Genomic DNA, 14,441 nt, shown 5'->3' with positions numbered 1-14,441 from the left:
TCTCATCGTGATCGAGAGCCGGCCGACCGGCCGAAGAAGGCCGGGTAGACATTCATGATCATTGAAAGCGAAGACGAACTCCTCAAGCTAAAGGAAATCGGGCGAATCTGCGCCAATGCCCTGCAAGTGATGAGCGCATCGCTTGAACCGGGTATCACGACCCTGGAGCTCGATCAGATCGGCCGCAAAGTGTTGGAAGATGCCGGTGCGCGTTCTGCGCCCGAACTTTGCTACCAGTTTCCCGGTGCGACCTGCATCAGCGTCAATGAGGAAATCGCCCACGGCATTCCAGGCCCGCGCGTCATTCGCCCGGGGGATCTGGTCAATATCGATGTCTCAGCGGAGAAGGACGGATTCTTTTCCGACACCGGCGCGTCGTTCAGTGTTCCGCCGCACAGGTCCAAGATCGAAAAGCTCTGCCGCGACGGCAAAAGGGCGCTGTGGGTTGGGCTTAACCAGGTGAAACCCGGCGAGCCGCTCGCCAAGATCGGGCAGGCTGTCGGCGCCTTCGCCCTGAAGAATCGCTATACGCTTGTTGCCAATCTGGCGAGCCACGGGATCGGCCGTTCGCTGCACGAGGAGCCGGCCGAGCTCTCGACCTGGCCGGATCCGTCCGAGAAGCGAATGATCACGGAAGGCCTCGTCTTCACGGTCGAGCCGTTCCTCTCGCTCGGCGCAACATGGGCGGAAGGCGGCGACGACGCCTGGACGCTCTACGCGGACCCGGAGGCCCCGACCGTGCAATACGAGCACACGGTCGTCGCCACGCGAAATGGCCCGCTGATCCTGACGCTGCCGGAAGGCGGCGCCTGAGGCCTCACTCGCCCGAACGTCCGCCGGCAAGAATTTCGCCGGCCGCGCGCTCCAGAATGCCGGCGATGCGCTTGGCCTCGTCCTTCGACCAGGGAAAGCGGAGCCGGAGGGCCGATTTCAGCAGCATTCGTGCAGCTGCGACTTCGCTTTTGTCTTCCGGAAATGCGTCCTCGTCCCGATCGCCATTGCGGCTTTCTGGGTCGAAAATCTTGCGCACATGCGCCATCTTCGCGCCGATTTTCTCCAGCTTTCCGAGCGTCATGTCGATCATCGACTGGTTCTCCTCGACGAGCCTGCGGCCGCTCTGCGTGATGCGGTAGAGCTTCTTGGTGCCTTCGCTCTCCACGTCGGCAAGGCCGGTTTCTTCCAGGTAGGTTAGCGCCGGATAGATTACGCCGGGGCTTGGAACATAGAAGCCGCCCGAACGCTCTTCCAAGAGCTTGATCAACTCGTAGCCGTGGCGGGGCTGCTCCACCAGCAGGGCCAGGATCACCAGTTGCAGGTCGCCTGATGCGAATTTCCGCCCCATGCGAAAACCGCCACCACCCATCATTCCGCCTCTAAAACCTCTCATAGGTCACTCCTTAGATATATCTTTCACTATGTCGTAAAACATATATCGTAAGATGGTCGCTTTCAAGGGCTGGCTTTATGATTTCGTGAGATTGATCAATCGATCAGAAATTCTTGATTGTCGGCGCCGTGCTGCAGCGCGATAAACACGCCATGTTGGCACGCAATGAAACTTTCCCCGAAAACTTGTTTCGAACTGGCCTTGCAGGCGCCATCGCCATGGCCGCCGCGATGGGCTTTGGACGCTTTTCCTACACGCCGATCCTGCCGAGCATGATCAGCGGCGTGCCGCTCTCGGCTGCCGATGCCGGCTTCATCGCCTCTGCGAACTTCGTCGGCTATCTGGTGGGCGCTGTTCTCGCCGCCTACGGGTGGGCAACAGGATGTGAGCGCAAGGTCGCACTCCTTGCGCTAGCGGCGACAGCATTGCTTCTTGCTGCCATGGCCACGACGACATCCGTCATGGTCTTTGCAGTCATCCGCTTCCTGGCGGGTGTTGCGAGTGCCTTTGCTCTCGTATTCAGTTCGCAGATCGTACTTAGCCACGGAGCCATGGCCGGTAACGACCATGTGCAGGCAGCCCATTTCGGCGGCCCGGGTGCCGGCATCGCGCTTTCATCGGTGATGGTGCTGCTGGTCGGGTTGTTCTTTGATGGAAGCAGCGACGCCTGGCGGGCGTCCTGGGTTGGAGGCGCGATCTATTCGGCTCTCAGCCTGCTGGCAGTCTGGTGGCTGCTGCCGTCGGGCCCGGCTGCCGCGGCACAGACCGGCAAGGAACCGCGGATCGCTTGGAGCCTGCCGATGCTGCTTGTCACGGCGTCCTATGGCCTGTTCGGGTTCGGCTATGTGATTACAGGCACATTTCTGGTGACGATCGCGCGCATGGATGCCGCCGGGCCGATGGTTGAGTTTCTCTGCTGGTTCATCGCCGGCCTGACAGCTTCGGTCGCGCTTTTTGCATGGAAGCCGTTCGTCCGTCCGCTAGGATTGGGCTGGGTCTACGTGGCGGCGCTGCTTATCGAGGCGGTCGGTGTGTTGGCGACTGTTCTACTGCCGCACTCTGTTGCGCCGCTGATTGGGGGAGCGTTGTTTGGAGCGACCTTCCTCGCGATCACCGCCTATGGCCTGCAGATCGGCCGTAAACTTTCGCCGGCCAGCCCGCGCCGGATATTGGCGACGATGACGGCAGCATTCGGAGTCGGGCAGATTGTGGGCCCCATTGTTGCTGGCTGGATGGCAGAGCGAACCGGCAGCTTTACGACGCCGACTTACGCTGCCGCGGCGGCGCTGCTGGTGTGCGCAATGCTGGTGATGCCGGTCGCCAAAAAGCTGTCATAGCGCGTTACAAGTGCGTAACAATGGGGTGAGGCCATTGCCGCTCTTTGCGAACTGCCGTAGTTTTCGCCGCAATCTGTCTGTTTAGAGACACCGAAGACTCCAGTTCAGGAAAGCAAGCTCTCCCGTGTTCGTATCGTATTTCCCCAGGCCCAGGCTTTTCTTCATCTCAGCTGTTGCTTGGGCACTTCTGGCCGTTCTCTTTTGGTATTTCGTGGGTTCCGGCCTCGGCTCGGTGATCGGCCTCCCGCCGCTGGCTCCAGGGGCGGAGGCTCCAATCGGTGTTTCGGTCTTCTGGTCGGCTCCGTTCCTGTGGTTCTACATCTATTATGCTTTGGCCGTGGCGCTCTTCGCCGCCTTCTGGTTTACCTACAGCCCGCATCGCTGGCAGATGTGGTCGGTGCTCGGCTCGGCACTGATCATCTTCAACACCTACTTTTCGGTTCAGGTGAGCGTCGCCATCAATGCGTGGTATGGACCGTTCTATGACCTGATCCAGCAGGCGCTCGCAAAGACGGCGCCGGTGACCGCAATGCAACTCTACCTCGGCATGTTGGGCTTTGCCGGCATCGCCTTCGTGGCGATCACCGTCGGCGTGCTCAACCTCTTCTTCGTCAGCCATTGGATCTTCCGCTGGCGCACGGCGATGAACGAATACTACATGGCACACTGGCCGAAGCTCAGGCACATCGAGGGCGCCTCGCAGCGTGTCCAGGAAGACACGATGCGCTTTTCCTCCACGGTCGAAAGCCTTGGCGTCAGCCTCGTCAGCTCGGTCATGACGCTGATCGCCTTTCTGCCGGTGCTATTCAAGATCGGCGCTAATATCACCGAGTTGCCGCTGATCGGCGAGGTGCCGCACGCGCTCGTCTGGGCCGCAATCTTCTGGTCGATCTTCGGAACAGTCTTCCTAGGATTGGTCGGCATCAAGCTGCCGGGCCTCGAGTTCCGCAACCAGCGCGTCGAAGCCTCTTACCGCAAGGAACTCGTCTACGGCGAAGACCATGCCGACCGCGCGACGCCGCCGACTGTCGCCGAGCTTTTCGCCAATGTGCGCCGCAACTATTTCCGGCTCTATTTCCACTACATGTATTTCAACGTCGCCCGCATCTTCTATCTGCAGGCGGATAACCTCTTCAGCCTGATCGTGCTCGTGCCGTCGATCGTCGCCGGCAAGCTGACGCTCGGCTTGATGACGCAGATCAACAACGTCTTCGACCAGGTGCGCGGCTCGTTCCAGTATCTCGTCAATTCCTGGACGACCATCGTCGAGCTGTTGTCGATCTACAAGCGCCTTCGCACCTTCGAATCCGCGATCGAAGGTGAGCCGCTGCCGGATATCGACCAACGCTATCTGGAGCGCGAGGCTGGCATCGTTCACGCCGACGGCTAGAGTCGTCGGCTGTGAGGCCCTCTTAGGCGAACCGCATCGCTGTTCTCGCGCGAGCCTTTGCGGCCACTTCTTCACGGTCACGAGGAGGCTGGGAAGTCTCCAGTGAATCAAGCAACTCGTGGGCGCATTTCGCGATCGAATTGACCGCACGTTCGAACGCCGCCTCATTGCGTTTCGATGGTTTGGTCGTTCCGCTCAGCTTCCGCACGAACTGAAGCGCCGCATCATGGATCTCCTCGTCCGTTGCTGGCGGATCGAAATTGAAGAGGGGTTTGATATTCCGGCACATGACTAGCTCCCGGTCGTCTTCTCTCCGCCACTACGAGGAGGGTGGCGTAGGACAGAAGGTAGTCGCGTAAGCGCTAATTGCAAACGGACCAGATGGCCGCGCCGGCAAAAGGCGGAAGGGATGGCAATGCCTGCTTAAAGACCCGATGTTTGCGTCTGGTCCTGCAGCTTACCCCGCGCTTCGATCATCGGGATCGCCTCCGAATAGCTGACGCAGGCTACGTCCGCGCGACGGCAGACATCGCTGACCAGCCGGTCGAGCGCGCGCCAATAGGCGCCGCCGTTCATCTCGACGAAGTGAAAGCCCAGCTGCAGCGGGATGCGGCTGCCTGAATACTGCTTGTCGAAGGCTTCCTTGAAGGCGGCATAGGAGCGGTCTTCGAATGCCTTCGAATCGGCCTTGTCTTCCTCGCCGTTGGAGTGGCGAACGAAGAGGTTGTAGTCCATGCCGATGATCGGTTTTTCGCGCGGGCCCTCGGGGATCAGTGGCAGGCCGAAGCGGATGATGCCGTTTTCCTCGACCGGCAGGGTCGGCCCCTTGGTCACCAGGCTGGCGTCATAGGTGAAACCGGCCTTCCTTTCCGCGGCGATCATATCGGCGCCCGGCGTTGCCGAGAGATAGGGCGCGCGGAAGCCGTGGATGCCATGGTCGACCAGATCCTGCCAGCCCTTGGGTTCTTCGAGGTCGACGCTCTTCCAGGCATTCTTCAAGGTGGCGTGGAAGGTGGCGAACTCCTTGCCCCAATCTGCCTCGCTCCACTGCCGTCCATCGAAGTGGCCGCAGGCGTGGCTCGAGATGTCGTGCCCCTCGAGGTGGGCGTGCCAGATGTTGCCGAGCCGCTCGCGAATCTCGTCGTCGCCCTGGGCAAAGCCGACATTGGATTTGCCAAGCTTCTGGTGCGGCGCCTGATAGGCCTTCTTGGTCGCCTGGTTCATCAGGAAGGTGCAGGAGAGGAAGTAGGTGAAGCGGGCGCCGTTCTTGGCGGCCATCTCACGGCTTTTCTGCCAGAGCGCATTGTCGTGCGCACCGTCGAACGAGATCATCACCAGCTGTTTCGGCTGGTCGACAGCGCCCGCTGTGCCTGGAATAAACAAAGAGAGGGCGAGGGAGGCCTGGAAAAAAGAACGAAACATGGACACCGCGAGAATTTGTTTGCGGCTTTCCTGTTACAGAAATGCGGCGAAGCTGCGGTGACGCTGGCGTTTTTGCGCGGCTCCGGCTAAGTCTCGGAAAACGCACAGGAGATCGCCATGACATTGCTTATCGTCGGCATCATCATTTTCCTCGGACTTCATCTCATACGCGTCATCGCGCCCGGCTTTCGACAGTCCATGATCGATAGTCTCGGCGAGAACGGCTGGAAGCTGGCGTATTCCATCGTCAGCATTCTCGCGCTGATCCTGCTGATTTACGGCTTTGGTCAGGCCCGTCAGGTGACCGGCTTGCTCTACACGCCGCCGGTCTGGATGGCGCACATCACCCTGACCCTGATGCTGCTCGCAATGATCTGTCTGGTCGCCTCGCTGCTGCCGGCGGGGTATATCGCCGTCAAGGCGAAGCATCCGATGGTGCTTTCGGTGAAGATCTGGGCCTTCTCGCACCTGCTGGCCAATGGCGAGACCTCTTCGGTACTGCTGTTTGGTGCTTTCCTGGCATGGGGTGTGATCCTGCGGATTGCGCTGAAGCGTCGTGAGCGCGCCGGCGAGCTCACCCTTCGTCCGTTCGTCTCGGGCAAGTATGATCTCTATGCCGTCATCATCGGCGCGATCGCCTGGGCGCTCATCACGTTCAATCTGCACGAGCTATTGATTGGCGTGGCTCCGATCGTTATGTGACGAATCTTTCCAATCCCCCTTACAACTGCTGAAAAATGGGGTAGAAGGCGCCACAATGTGCGTGCAACCCGCATGCCGAAGCATATCCGCGGCCGGAGACGAGAATGGCATTCAACGACGACAGCTTCATTCGTGAAGTTAATGAGGAACTGCGTTCCGACCAGGTGAAAGGCGCATGGCGCCGGTTCGGCCGCTACCTGATCGCGCTCGCCGTCCTGATCGTTCTCGGCACCGTCGGCTACAAGGTCTATGAATATTGGGACGACAACCAGTCCTCCGGCGCGGGTGACAAGTTTATCGCTGCCATGAAACTCGCCGACGAGAACAAGCACGACGAGGCGCTGGCAGCGCTTGAGACGCTCGAAAAGGAAGGCCACGGAGCCTATCCGATCCTCGCGCGGATGCGTGCCGCAAGCGTTCTCGCCCAGAAGGGCGATACGGCGGGTGCTGTGGCGGCCTTTGAGGTGATCGGCAAGGATAACGCCGCGCCGGCAGCTGTGCGCGATGCCGCCAGAATGCGCGCCGGCTGGCTGCTGATCGAAGGTGGCACCTACGAACAGGTCTCGGCCCAGGTTGAGGAAATGGCTGTTCCCGGCAACGCCTTCCGTCACTCCGCCCGCGAAGCACTCGGCCTTGCTGCCTACAAGGCTGGCAACATGCCGCAGGCACGCCAGTGGTTCCAGGCGATCGCTGACGACGCGCAGAGCCCGCGCAATGTTGCCAATCGCGCCCAGATGATGCTTGATAACATCACCGCATCCGGCAAGGCGCCCGCCGCACAGGGCTGAAAGTAAGGAATATCAATGAGCTTCACGGTCGCCATCGTCGGTCGCCCGAATGTTGGCAAGTCGACGCTTTTCAACCGCCTGGTTGGGAAGAAGCTGGCGCTTGTCGACGACACGCCGGGTGTCACCCGCGACCGTCGCCCCGGCGAGGCGCGGCTCGTCGACCTGCGTTTCACCATCGTTGATACCGCCGGTCTTGAAGAGGCCCATGAAGAGAGCCTGCAGGGCCGCATGCGCGCCCAGACCGAAGCGGCGATCGATGAAGCCGACCTTTCTCTGTTCGTCGTCGATGCCAAGACGGGCCTGACGCCTGTCGACACGGCGCTCGCGGAAATGCTGCGTCGTCGCGGCAAGCCGGTCGTGCTCGTGGCCAACAAGTCGGAAGCTCGCGGCTCGGACGCTGGGTTTTACGACGCTTATTCGCTCGGCCTTGGCGAGCCGACTCCGATCTCGGCGGAGCACGGGCAGGGGATGCTCGATCTCAGGGATGCGATCGTTGCAGCGCTTGGCGAAGACCGGGCGTTTCCGCCGAAGGAAGATGTCGCCGTCACCGACGTCGATATCCCTCAGTCGTCCGGCGAGGAAGGCGAGGAAGAGGAAGAACCCGTATACGACGACACCAAGCCGCTGCGTGTGGCGATCGTCGGCCGCCCGAATGCCGGCAAGTCGACCCTGATCAACCGCTTCCTGGGTGAGGACCGGTTGCTGACCGGACCGGAAGCCGGAATCACACGCGACTCCATCTCGGTTGAATGGGACTGGCGCGGCCGCACCATCAAGATGTTCGACACGGCAGGCATGCGCCGCAAGGCCAAGGTGATCGAGAAGCTGGAAAAGCTTTCGGTTGCAGATACGCTCCGCGCCATCCGCTTCGCCGAACTTGTCGTCATCGTCTTTGACGCGACGATCCCCTTCGAGAAACAGGATCTGCACATCGTCGATCTCGTGCTGCGCGAGGGCCGGGCTGCCGTGCTCGCCTTCAACAAGTGGGACATGATCGAGGAGCCGCAGGCGGTTCTCGCGGACCTGCGCGAAAAGACCGACCGGCTGCTGCCGCAGGCGCGAGGAATCCGCGCCGTACCGATCTCCGGCCAGACGGGTCGCGGGCTCGACAAGCTGATGCAGTCGATCATCGATACGGACAAGGTCTGGAACAAGCGCATCTCGACCGCTCGCCTCAACCGTTGGCTGGAGCAGCAGCAGGTTCAGCATCCGCCACCGGCAGTCTCCGGTCGCCGTATCAAGCTCAAGTATATGACGCAGGTGAAGGCTCGCCCGCCGGCCTTCATGATCTCCTGCACGCGCTCGGACGCGTTGCCGGAATCCTATACGCGTTATCTGATCAATGGCTTGCGCAACGATTTCGACATGCCGAGCGTGCCGATCCGCATTCACTACCGCTCGCCCGAAAATCCGTACGAATCGAAGAAAAGACGGAGCTGATCAAGCGAGCAATCTTACGTCTCATAACGCGACAGCGTATCGCGTAGTGTGATGACATCTGCCGCCAGCCGCTTCAGTTCTGCAAATTCCCGGCCCGATGCATCCAGAATGCAGCCGGGAATGGATGCCGCACGCTTCCTGAGTTCGCGGCCTTCCTCAGTCAGGCCAATAATGACGACACGCTCGTCCTCCTTGCCGCGCTGCCGCTTGATGTAGCCGGTCGCTTCCAGGCGTTTGAGGAGGGGGGTAAGGGTGCTCGACTCGAGATGCAGCTTCTCGCCGATGCCGCCGACAGTCTGTCTGTCTTCCTTCCAGAGAGTGACCATTACCAGATATTGCGGGTATGTGAGATCCAGTGCGTCAAGCATCGGCTTGTAGACGCGGTTCATCGCGTGGTTCGCGGTGTAGAGGGCGAAGCACATAAAATCGTCGAGGTTGAGATCGTCGCTCATGTCGTGTTCTCCGAAATTGATCTAATTATATCGCGCAATAAATAATCGCAATCAAGTTTGTTGCATAGGAGCTATGCCGGAATATTTATCGTGCGATAAACGATCGTGCGATAAACAAATTGCGTGTTCACGACGAACCGCAACCAAGAGGACTGGACAATGTCGACCATCAAGACCGCACTCTCCGCAGCCACGATCCTGGCAGCCACCACATTCGGCGCCGCTGCCGATCCGGTATTGGAACCGACGACGCAGAAGTTCATCGACGCGCTGGCCGGCGCCAAGCCGATCTACACGCTGTCTCCGTCCGACGCCCGCGACGTACTTGCCGGAGCGCAGAAGGGCGCTGTCAAGAAACTCGCCGCCAAGGAAGAGAACCTCACGATCAAGGCTGGTCCGACCGGCAGCATCAAGCTGCGCGTCGTCCGTCCGGAAGGCGCGAAGGGCAAGTTGCCCGTCGTGATGTATTTCCACGGTGGCGGCTGGGTTCTCGGCGATGCCGAGACGCATGACCGCCTCGTTCGCGAGATCGCCAACGGCGCCAAGGCCGCCGTCGTCTTCGTTGATTATGAGCGCTCGCCTGAGGCACGCTATCCGATCGCGATCGAGCAGGCCTATGCCGCTACGAAATACGTCGCTGAGCATCAGAAGGAATTCAACGTCGATGCGAGCCGCCTGGCAGTGGCCGGCGATAGCGTCGGTGGCAACATGACGGCAGCAGTGACCCTTCTAGCCAAGGAGCGGGGCGGTCCCGCAATCGATCAGCAGGTCATGTTCTATCCCGTGACCGACGCCAACTTCGAGACCGGCTCCTACAACCAGTTCGCCAATGGTCCCTGGCTGACCAAGGAGGCCATGAAGTGGTTTTGGAACGCCTATCTGCCTGACGAAGCCAAGCGCAAGGAGCCGACCGCTTCGCCGCTCCAGGCATCGCTCGACCAACTGAAGGGCTTGCCGCCGGCATTGATTATTACCGATGAGAACGACGTGCTGCGCGACGAAGGCGAGGCCTATGGCCGCAAGCTGACGCAAGCCGGCGTCAAGGTAACCTCCATCCGCTACAACGGTACGATCCATGACTTCGTGCTTCTGAACGCCATTGCCGAGACACCGGCAGTGCGCAGCGCGGTCTCGGTCGCCAGCCAGACGCTGCGCGAGGCGCTCAGCAAGTAACGCCTTCAGGTTCCCGAAGAGACAGGCCCGGCGGCTTCGCCGGGCTTTTTCGTTCTTGGCAGCGACTTGGCGGCAAATTGCCAGGCCTTTTTCCATTTCGGCGTAATGACACCGTTGGCAGCGCGGATGTTGTTGATGAACTGCGTGGTTGCCGCTTCCCAGGAATATTGAAGCGCGAGTTCGCGTGCTTTCTCGCGGGAAGCAGACAATGCCGTCAGGCAGGCCGTTTTCAGGTCGTCGTCGAGTGCTCCGACTTCGTTGTCGTCTCCGATGATGTCGAACGGGCCGGTGACAGGGTAGGCGGCCACGGGAACGCCTGACGCGAGGGCCTCGAGGATCGTATTGCCGAACGTATCCGTCAGCGACGGGAAGACGAAGACATCGGCCTGGGCATAGGCCTTTGCCAGCTCCTCGCCGACTTTTAGGCCGGTGAAATGCACATCGGGATAGCGTTTCTCGAGTTCCGTGCGGGCCGGCCCGTCACCGACGACGACCTTCGATCCGGGCAGGTCGAGATCGAGGAAGGCCGGCAGGTTCTTTTCCAGGGCAACGCGGCCGACTGTCATGAAGATCGGGCGGGTAAGGCTGAACGGCGCATCTTCCGGGGGCATGGGGCGGAAATGATCGGCATCAATGCCGCGGCTCCACGGCATGAGGTTTCGAATGCCCTTTTCGGAGAGTTCGCGCGCAAGGCTTGGGGTCGCGACCATGCAACCGGCGCCCGAGTTGTGAAACCAGCGAACGAAGGCGTAAAGCCAGCTCTTCGGTATGGGCAGGCGAGCCGAAACGTATTCCGGAAAGCGGGTGTGGTAGCTGGTGGAGAAAGGCATGCGATTCTTCAGGCACCAGCGCCGCGCCGTCAGTCCCAACGGGCCCTCCGTCGCGATATGAACGTAGGAGGGCATGTGTTTCTTGATCTCGCGCGCGACGCGGCGGTAGCTCGCTATCGAGAGACGAATTTCGGGATACGTGGGGCAGGGCACGCTGTGAAAGCCCTGCGGCGTCACCATCGCCACGTCAATGCCCATCTTCGCCAGTTCGCGATTGGTGTTCTCGATCGAACGGACGACGCCGTTGACCTGCGGATGCCAGGCATCGCTGACAATCACCAGCCGTTCCGCCATGCCCGGCCGAGATGCATACCGGCCTTCGTTGCCTCCAACATCCGACATATGTTGCAGCACGCCCCAATCCCATCCATGCCGCGCCCGCGGGGGCGCCGGCCCAATTCCCGGCTGACCCGGAGACTCGATTCCCGCGCCTCACATTCTGGCGGTCGTCGATGATGGAAATATTACAGTCGCACTGCGCCGATCGTTCGATGTTGCTCAGGTCTTGTCGATGCCGAGCTTTTCCCATGCGATGAGGGCGCCGTGTTCGCTAACCACGCGTGCGGCGACCTTCGCGGCAAACGCCGCTGCAGCAGGGGCGTCCTTCGTTTCGAGATAGTGGGCGAGAAATGCGCCGTTGAAACTGTCGCCGGCGCTGGTCGTGTCGACGACCTGTTCGACCTTTTCGGCTGGGACGAAGCTCTCCACGCCGTCGAAGCTCAAGGTCGCTCCCTCTGCGCCGTTCTTAACGACCACATCGGTCGCGCCAAGCGTGCGATACCGCTGGATCGTCGCAGCGATCGAGACGTCGCCGAAGTGCGTTGCTTCGTCGTCAAAACTCGGCAGCACCAGGGACGAGGCGCGCGCACCTTCGCTGATCGTCGCATGCATCACGTCATAGCCGGACCAAAGCCGCGGGCGGATATTGGGGTCGAAGGCCACGATCTTGCCGGCGGCCTTGGCGCGACGGACTTCGGCGAGCAACGTATCGGCGTCATTGCGAGACAGGATCGCAAGTGTGATGCCGGAGAAATAGATGACGTCGCATGCCTCGATCGCCTCGCGCAGGAGCTCCGCATCGGCTGCCAGCTGGCGGGCGGCCGAGTTGTCGCGCCAGTAGCTGAAGGAGCGCTCGCCGTCCTTGAGGCTGATCATGTAGAGACCGGGCGCCTTACCCTTGATGCGCCTGATAAATTCCGTGCCGATGCCAGCCTGCTTGTAGAAGGCGATCATCTCATCGGACATGGCTTCGTCGCCGAGCGCGGTAAAATACTCCACCGACCAATCTGCCGGCAGGCAGGCGCGGGCATACCAGGCGGTGTTCAGCGTATCGCCGGCAAAGCCCTTGCGTAGCAATCCGGCGCCTGCCTGCGAAAGCTCCACCATGCATTCACCGATCGATAAAAAACGCCCGCTCACAGAAAGCCTCCCTGAATTTTCCCGTTTCGCTGATACGCGCAGAGCACCTTCCTGACAAGCCGCGAGCGGCATGTGTCTGCGGCATTAGGCCGGATTTGTTGACCGTGTGGACGGGGCGCATAATGACCCGCGTAGCTATGGGGATATGTTCATGCAGAAGATCCCAGTTTCTCTGATCGCCATTTCACTTGTCGCGGGACTATCCCTCTCAGCTATTCCCGCTTTCGCACGCGGCGGAGGCAAGGGCCGAAAGATGGATTGCCAGACACTCGCCATTCAGGAGCGCAACTCCGTGGGCGGCAAGCTACCGAGCAAGGACATCAAGCGCCGCGACAAGATAAAGCGCCGAATGCAGAAACTTGGATGTGCGACGGATCCCGGCTGAAGGTTGTTTTTTGGCGCGCCCGCTTTAGTCTTGGCATGATTGCGTGATGCGGGAGATGATTGGCTGATGTCGGTTGCAGGCAAGACGGCGGACTGGTGGCGGGGTGCTGTCATTTATCAGGTCTATCCGCGATCCTTTCAGGATACCAACGGAGATGGTCTCGGAGACCTGAAGGGCATTACCCGGAGATTGCCCTATATCGCCAACCTTGGCGTAGATGCGATCTGGCTGTCGCCGTTCTTCAAGTCACCCATGGCCGACATGGGTTACGATGTTTCGGATTATTGCGATGTCGACCCGATCTTTGGCACGCTTGATGATTTCGATGAAATGATGGCGGCCGCCCATGGGCTCGGCCTCAAGATCATCATCGATCAGGTCATTTCCCATACCTCCGATGTTCATCCCTGGTTTGTCGAAAGCCGCTCGAGCCGGACCAATCCCAAGGCGGACTGGTATGTGTGGGCGGACCCGAAACGGGATGGGACGGCCCCCAACAACTGGCTCTCGATCTTCGGTGGACCAGGATGGGAATGGGACGGCGTGCGCCGGCAGTATTACCAGCATAACTTCCTGACCTCGCAGCCGGATCTCAACTTCCACAGTCCGGAGGTTCAGGATGCCGTGCTTGCCACCGTGAAGTTCTGGCTCGACCGCGGCGTCGACGGCTTCCGCCTCGACACTGTCAATTATTACTTCTGCGACAGGCTGCTTCGCGACAACCCTCCGCATGCGCCCGATGAGAGCGATACCGGTCTCGATGCGCCGGATACCAACCCGTACGGCATGCAGAACCACCTCTACGACAAGACGCAGCCGGAGAATGTCGGCTTCCTCCGGCGGTTCCGGGCGCTGCTTGATCGCTACGAGGCGCGCGCGACGGTCGGCGAGGTCGGCGACGGTGCCCGCTCGCTGAAGACCGTCGCCGCCTATACGGGCGGCGGCGACAAGCTGAACATGTGCTACACCTTCGACCTGCTCGGACCGGACTTTACCGCGACGCATATTCGAAACTGCGTCGATGCCTTCCAGAAATCGGTTGCCGATGGGTGGGTATGCTGGGCGTTCTCGAACCACGACGTCAACCGTCATCTGAGCCGCTTTGCCAAGACGGCAGCAGAGCGGCCCGTGATCGCCAAGCTCGCCATGTCTGTGCTGGCGACGCTGCGCGGCTCGATCTGCCTCTACCAAGGAGAAGAACTTGGGCTTCCCGAGGCCGAGCTCGCCTTCGAGGATCTGCGTGATCCCTATGGCATCCGCTTCTGGCCGGCGTTCAAGGGACGTGACGGATGCCGCACTCCGATGCCCTGGGAGGCTGCCAAGGCGCATGCCGGCTTTACGAGCGCCGAGAAGTCATGGTTGCCGGTGCCTTATGAGCAGGCGGCGCTTTCCGTCGATACGCAGGAGAGCGATCCGAATTCCGTGTTGCACCACTACCGGCAGACGCTCAATTTCCGGAAAAGCCACCCGGCTTTGCTCAATGGCACTATGGAATTCATCGGTACCAATCAGGACCTTCTCGCCTTCACGCGCAGCAAGGGAAGCGAGAAGCTGCTCTTCGTCTTCAACCTGACGCGCAAGCCCGCGCAGTTCATCCCGCCGGCCGGAATGGTGATCGGAGAACGGCTGGCGATGCCGGGCTTCGCGGCGGCAGCCGGAACCGGTCCAATCAAGCTGGCCGCACTCGATGCATTCTGCGCACGGGTGGCTGGCTAG

General features: G+C 60.7%; 15 protein-coding genes. 9 read left to right on the top strand and 6 right to left on the bottom strand.

The genetic code is table 11. The annotated features are described in order from the left end of the window. Nucleotides 1-54 precede the first annotated feature (54 nt). Nucleotides 55-813: a type I methionyl aminopeptidase gene (gene map, locus AC1DE4_RS15775; protein WP_018857547.1), complete on the top strand. Its 759-nt coding sequence runs from the start codon at nt 55-57 to the stop codon at nt 811-813. Nucleotides 814-817: 4 nt separating this feature from the next. Here map and AC1DE4_RS15770 read toward each other — a convergent pair whose 3' ends face one another. Next, on the bottom strand, nt 818-1,387 hold the full coding sequence (locus AC1DE4_RS15770) for a PadR family transcriptional regulator (RefSeq protein WP_025660436.1): 570 nt from the start codon (nt 1,385-1,387) through the stop codon (nt 818-820). A 152-nt stretch (nt 1,388-1,539) separates the two neighbouring features. Here AC1DE4_RS15770 and AC1DE4_RS15765 point away from each other — a divergent pair, with 152 nt between their 5' ends. Both AC1DE4_RS15765 and bacA read left to right on the top strand, forming a co-directional pair. Continuing rightward, nucleotides 1,540-2,724, top strand: coding sequence for a YbfB/YjiJ family MFS transporter (locus tag AC1DE4_RS15765; protein WP_210258319.1), 1,185 nt, complete (start codon nt 1,540-1,542; stop codon nt 2,722-2,724). Between the two features lie 124 nt (nt 2,725-2,848). After that, nucleotides 2,849-4,114 (top strand): bacteroid development protein BacA, encoded by a 1,266-nt coding sequence (bacA, locus tag AC1DE4_RS15760; RefSeq protein ID WP_018857550.1) that lies wholly within the window; start codon nt 2,849-2,851, stop codon nt 4,112-4,114. 22 nt (nt 4,115-4,136) lie between these two features. On the opposite strand, the gene AC1DE4_RS15755 is transcribed toward bacA, so the two are convergent. Continuing rightward, a complete protein-coding gene (locus AC1DE4_RS15755) occupies nt 4,137-4,403 on the bottom strand; it encodes a DUF2277 domain-containing protein (RefSeq protein WP_018857551.1) in 267 nt (88 codons plus the stop codon). 134 nt (nt 4,404-4,537) lie between these two features. Further along, entirely contained in the window at nt 4,538-5,536 is a 999-nt protein-coding gene (locus AC1DE4_RS15750; protein WP_025660434.1) for a polysaccharide deacetylase family protein, read from the bottom strand. Nucleotides 5,537-5,653: 117 nt separating this feature from the next. Here AC1DE4_RS15750 and AC1DE4_RS15745 point away from each other — a divergent pair, with 117 nt between their 5' ends. The 3 genes from AC1DE4_RS15745 (at nt 5,654) to der (ending at nt 8,466) form a co-directional block, all read left to right on the top strand. Continuing rightward, nucleotides 5,654-6,238 carry an NnrU family protein gene (locus AC1DE4_RS15745; RefSeq protein WP_025660433.1) on the top strand — a complete coding sequence of 195 codons (585 nt, stop codon included), beginning with the start codon at nt 5,654-5,656 and terminating at the stop codon, nt 6,236-6,238. A gap of 104 nt (nt 6,239-6,342) precedes the next feature. Next, entirely contained in the window at nt 6,343-7,026 is a 684-nt protein-coding gene (locus AC1DE4_RS15740) for a tetratricopeptide repeat protein (protein WP_018857554.1), read from the top strand. A gap of 15 nt (nt 7,027-7,041) precedes the next feature. After that, nucleotides 7,042-8,466, top strand: a complete 1,425-nt coding sequence (gene der, locus AC1DE4_RS15735; protein ID WP_018857555.1) for a ribosome biogenesis GTPase Der — start codon at nt 7,042-7,044, stop codon at nt 8,464-8,466. Between the two features lie 14 nt (nt 8,467-8,480). Here der and AC1DE4_RS15730 read toward each other — a convergent pair whose 3' ends face one another. Beyond that, a complete protein-coding gene (locus AC1DE4_RS15730; RefSeq protein WP_062370317.1) occupies nt 8,481-8,918 on the bottom strand; it encodes a MarR family winged helix-turn-helix transcriptional regulator in 438 nt (145 codons plus the stop codon). A gap of 159 nt (nt 8,919-9,077) precedes the next feature. Between AC1DE4_RS15730 and AC1DE4_RS15725 the strand changes: the two genes are divergently transcribed. After that, nucleotides 9,078-10,091, top strand: a complete 1,014-nt coding sequence (locus AC1DE4_RS15725; protein WP_025660431.1) for an alpha/beta hydrolase — start codon at nt 9,078-9,080, stop codon at nt 10,089-10,091. A 5-nt stretch (nt 10,092-10,096) separates the two neighbouring features. Here AC1DE4_RS15725 and AC1DE4_RS15720 read toward each other — a convergent pair whose 3' ends face one another. Both AC1DE4_RS15720 and AC1DE4_RS15715 read right to left on the bottom strand, forming a co-directional pair. After that, nucleotides 10,097-11,263, bottom strand: coding sequence for a glycosyltransferase family 4 protein (locus AC1DE4_RS15720; RefSeq protein WP_156932714.1), 1,167 nt, complete (start codon nt 11,261-11,263; stop codon nt 10,097-10,099). Between the two features lie 156 nt (nt 11,264-11,419). Next, nucleotides 11,420-12,340: a sugar kinase gene (locus AC1DE4_RS15715; RefSeq protein WP_025660429.1), complete on the bottom strand. Its 921-nt coding sequence runs from the start codon at nt 12,338-12,340 to the stop codon at nt 11,420-11,422. Nucleotides 12,341-12,491: 151 nt separating this feature from the next. On the opposite strand from AC1DE4_RS15715, the gene AC1DE4_RS15710 reads away from it, so the two are divergent. Next, nucleotides 12,492-12,725 carry a hypothetical protein gene (locus AC1DE4_RS15710; protein ID WP_025660428.1) on the top strand — a complete coding sequence of 78 codons (234 nt, stop codon included), beginning with the start codon at nt 12,492-12,494 and terminating at the stop codon, nt 12,723-12,725. Between the two features lie 66 nt (nt 12,726-12,791). Continuing rightward, on the top strand, nt 12,792-14,441 hold the full coding sequence (gene bglA / locus AC1DE4_RS15705; RefSeq protein ID WP_025660427.1) for a beta-galactosidase BglA: 1,650 nt from the start codon (nt 12,792-12,794) through the stop codon (nt 14,439-14,441).

The sequence above is a fragment of the Rhizobium sp. 10N414 genome (assembly GCF_056394785.1).
This window is presented reverse-complemented; position numbering and strand designations above follow the sequence as displayed.

Bases quoted from the DNA above. Each gene is read 5' to 3' on its own strand.
- AC1DE4_RS15755 (WP_018857551.1), bottom strand. From the start codon at position 4,403: ATGTGCCGGAATATCAAACCCCTCTTCAATTTCGATCCGCCAGCAACG.
- AC1DE4_RS15730 (WP_062370317.1), bottom strand. From the start codon at position 8,918: ATGAGCGACGATCTCAACCTCGACGATTTTATGTGCTTCGCCCTCTAC.
- der (WP_018857555.1), top strand. From the start codon at position 7,042: ATGAGCTTCACGGTCGCCATCGTCGGTCGCCCGAATGTTGGCAAGTCG.
- AC1DE4_RS15745 (WP_025660433.1), top strand. From the start codon at position 5,654: ATGACATTGCTTATCGTCGGCATCATCATTTTCCTCGGACTTCATCTC.
- AC1DE4_RS15710 (WP_025660428.1), top strand. From the start codon at position 12,492: ATGCAGAAGATCCCAGTTTCTCTGATCGCCATTTCACTTGTCGCGGGA.
- map (WP_018857547.1), top strand. From the start codon at position 55: ATGATCATTGAAAGCGAAGACGAACTCCTCAAGCTAAAGGAAATCGGG.
- AC1DE4_RS15740 (WP_018857554.1), top strand. From the start codon at position 6,343: ATGGCATTCAACGACGACAGCTTCATTCGTGAAGTTAATGAGGAACTG.
- AC1DE4_RS15765 (WP_210258319.1), top strand. From the start codon at position 1,540: ATGTTGGCACGCAATGAAACTTTCCCCGAAAACTTGTTTCGAACTGGC.
- bglA (WP_025660427.1), top strand. From the start codon at position 12,792: ATGTCGGTTGCAGGCAAGACGGCGGACTGGTGGCGGGGTGCTGTCATT.
- AC1DE4_RS15725 (WP_025660431.1), top strand. From the start codon at position 9,078: ATGTCGACCATCAAGACCGCACTCTCCGCAGCCACGATCCTGGCAGCC.
- AC1DE4_RS15750 (WP_025660434.1), bottom strand. From the start codon at position 5,536: ATGTTTCGTTCTTTTTTCCAGGCCTCCCTCGCCCTCTCTTTGTTTATT.
- AC1DE4_RS15770 (WP_025660436.1), bottom strand. From the start codon at position 1,387: ATGAGAGGTTTTAGAGGCGGAATGATGGGTGGTGGCGGTTTTCGCATG.
- AC1DE4_RS15720 (WP_156932714.1), bottom strand. From the start codon at position 11,263: ATGTCGGATGTTGGAGGCAACGAAGGCCGGTATGCATCTCGGCCGGGC.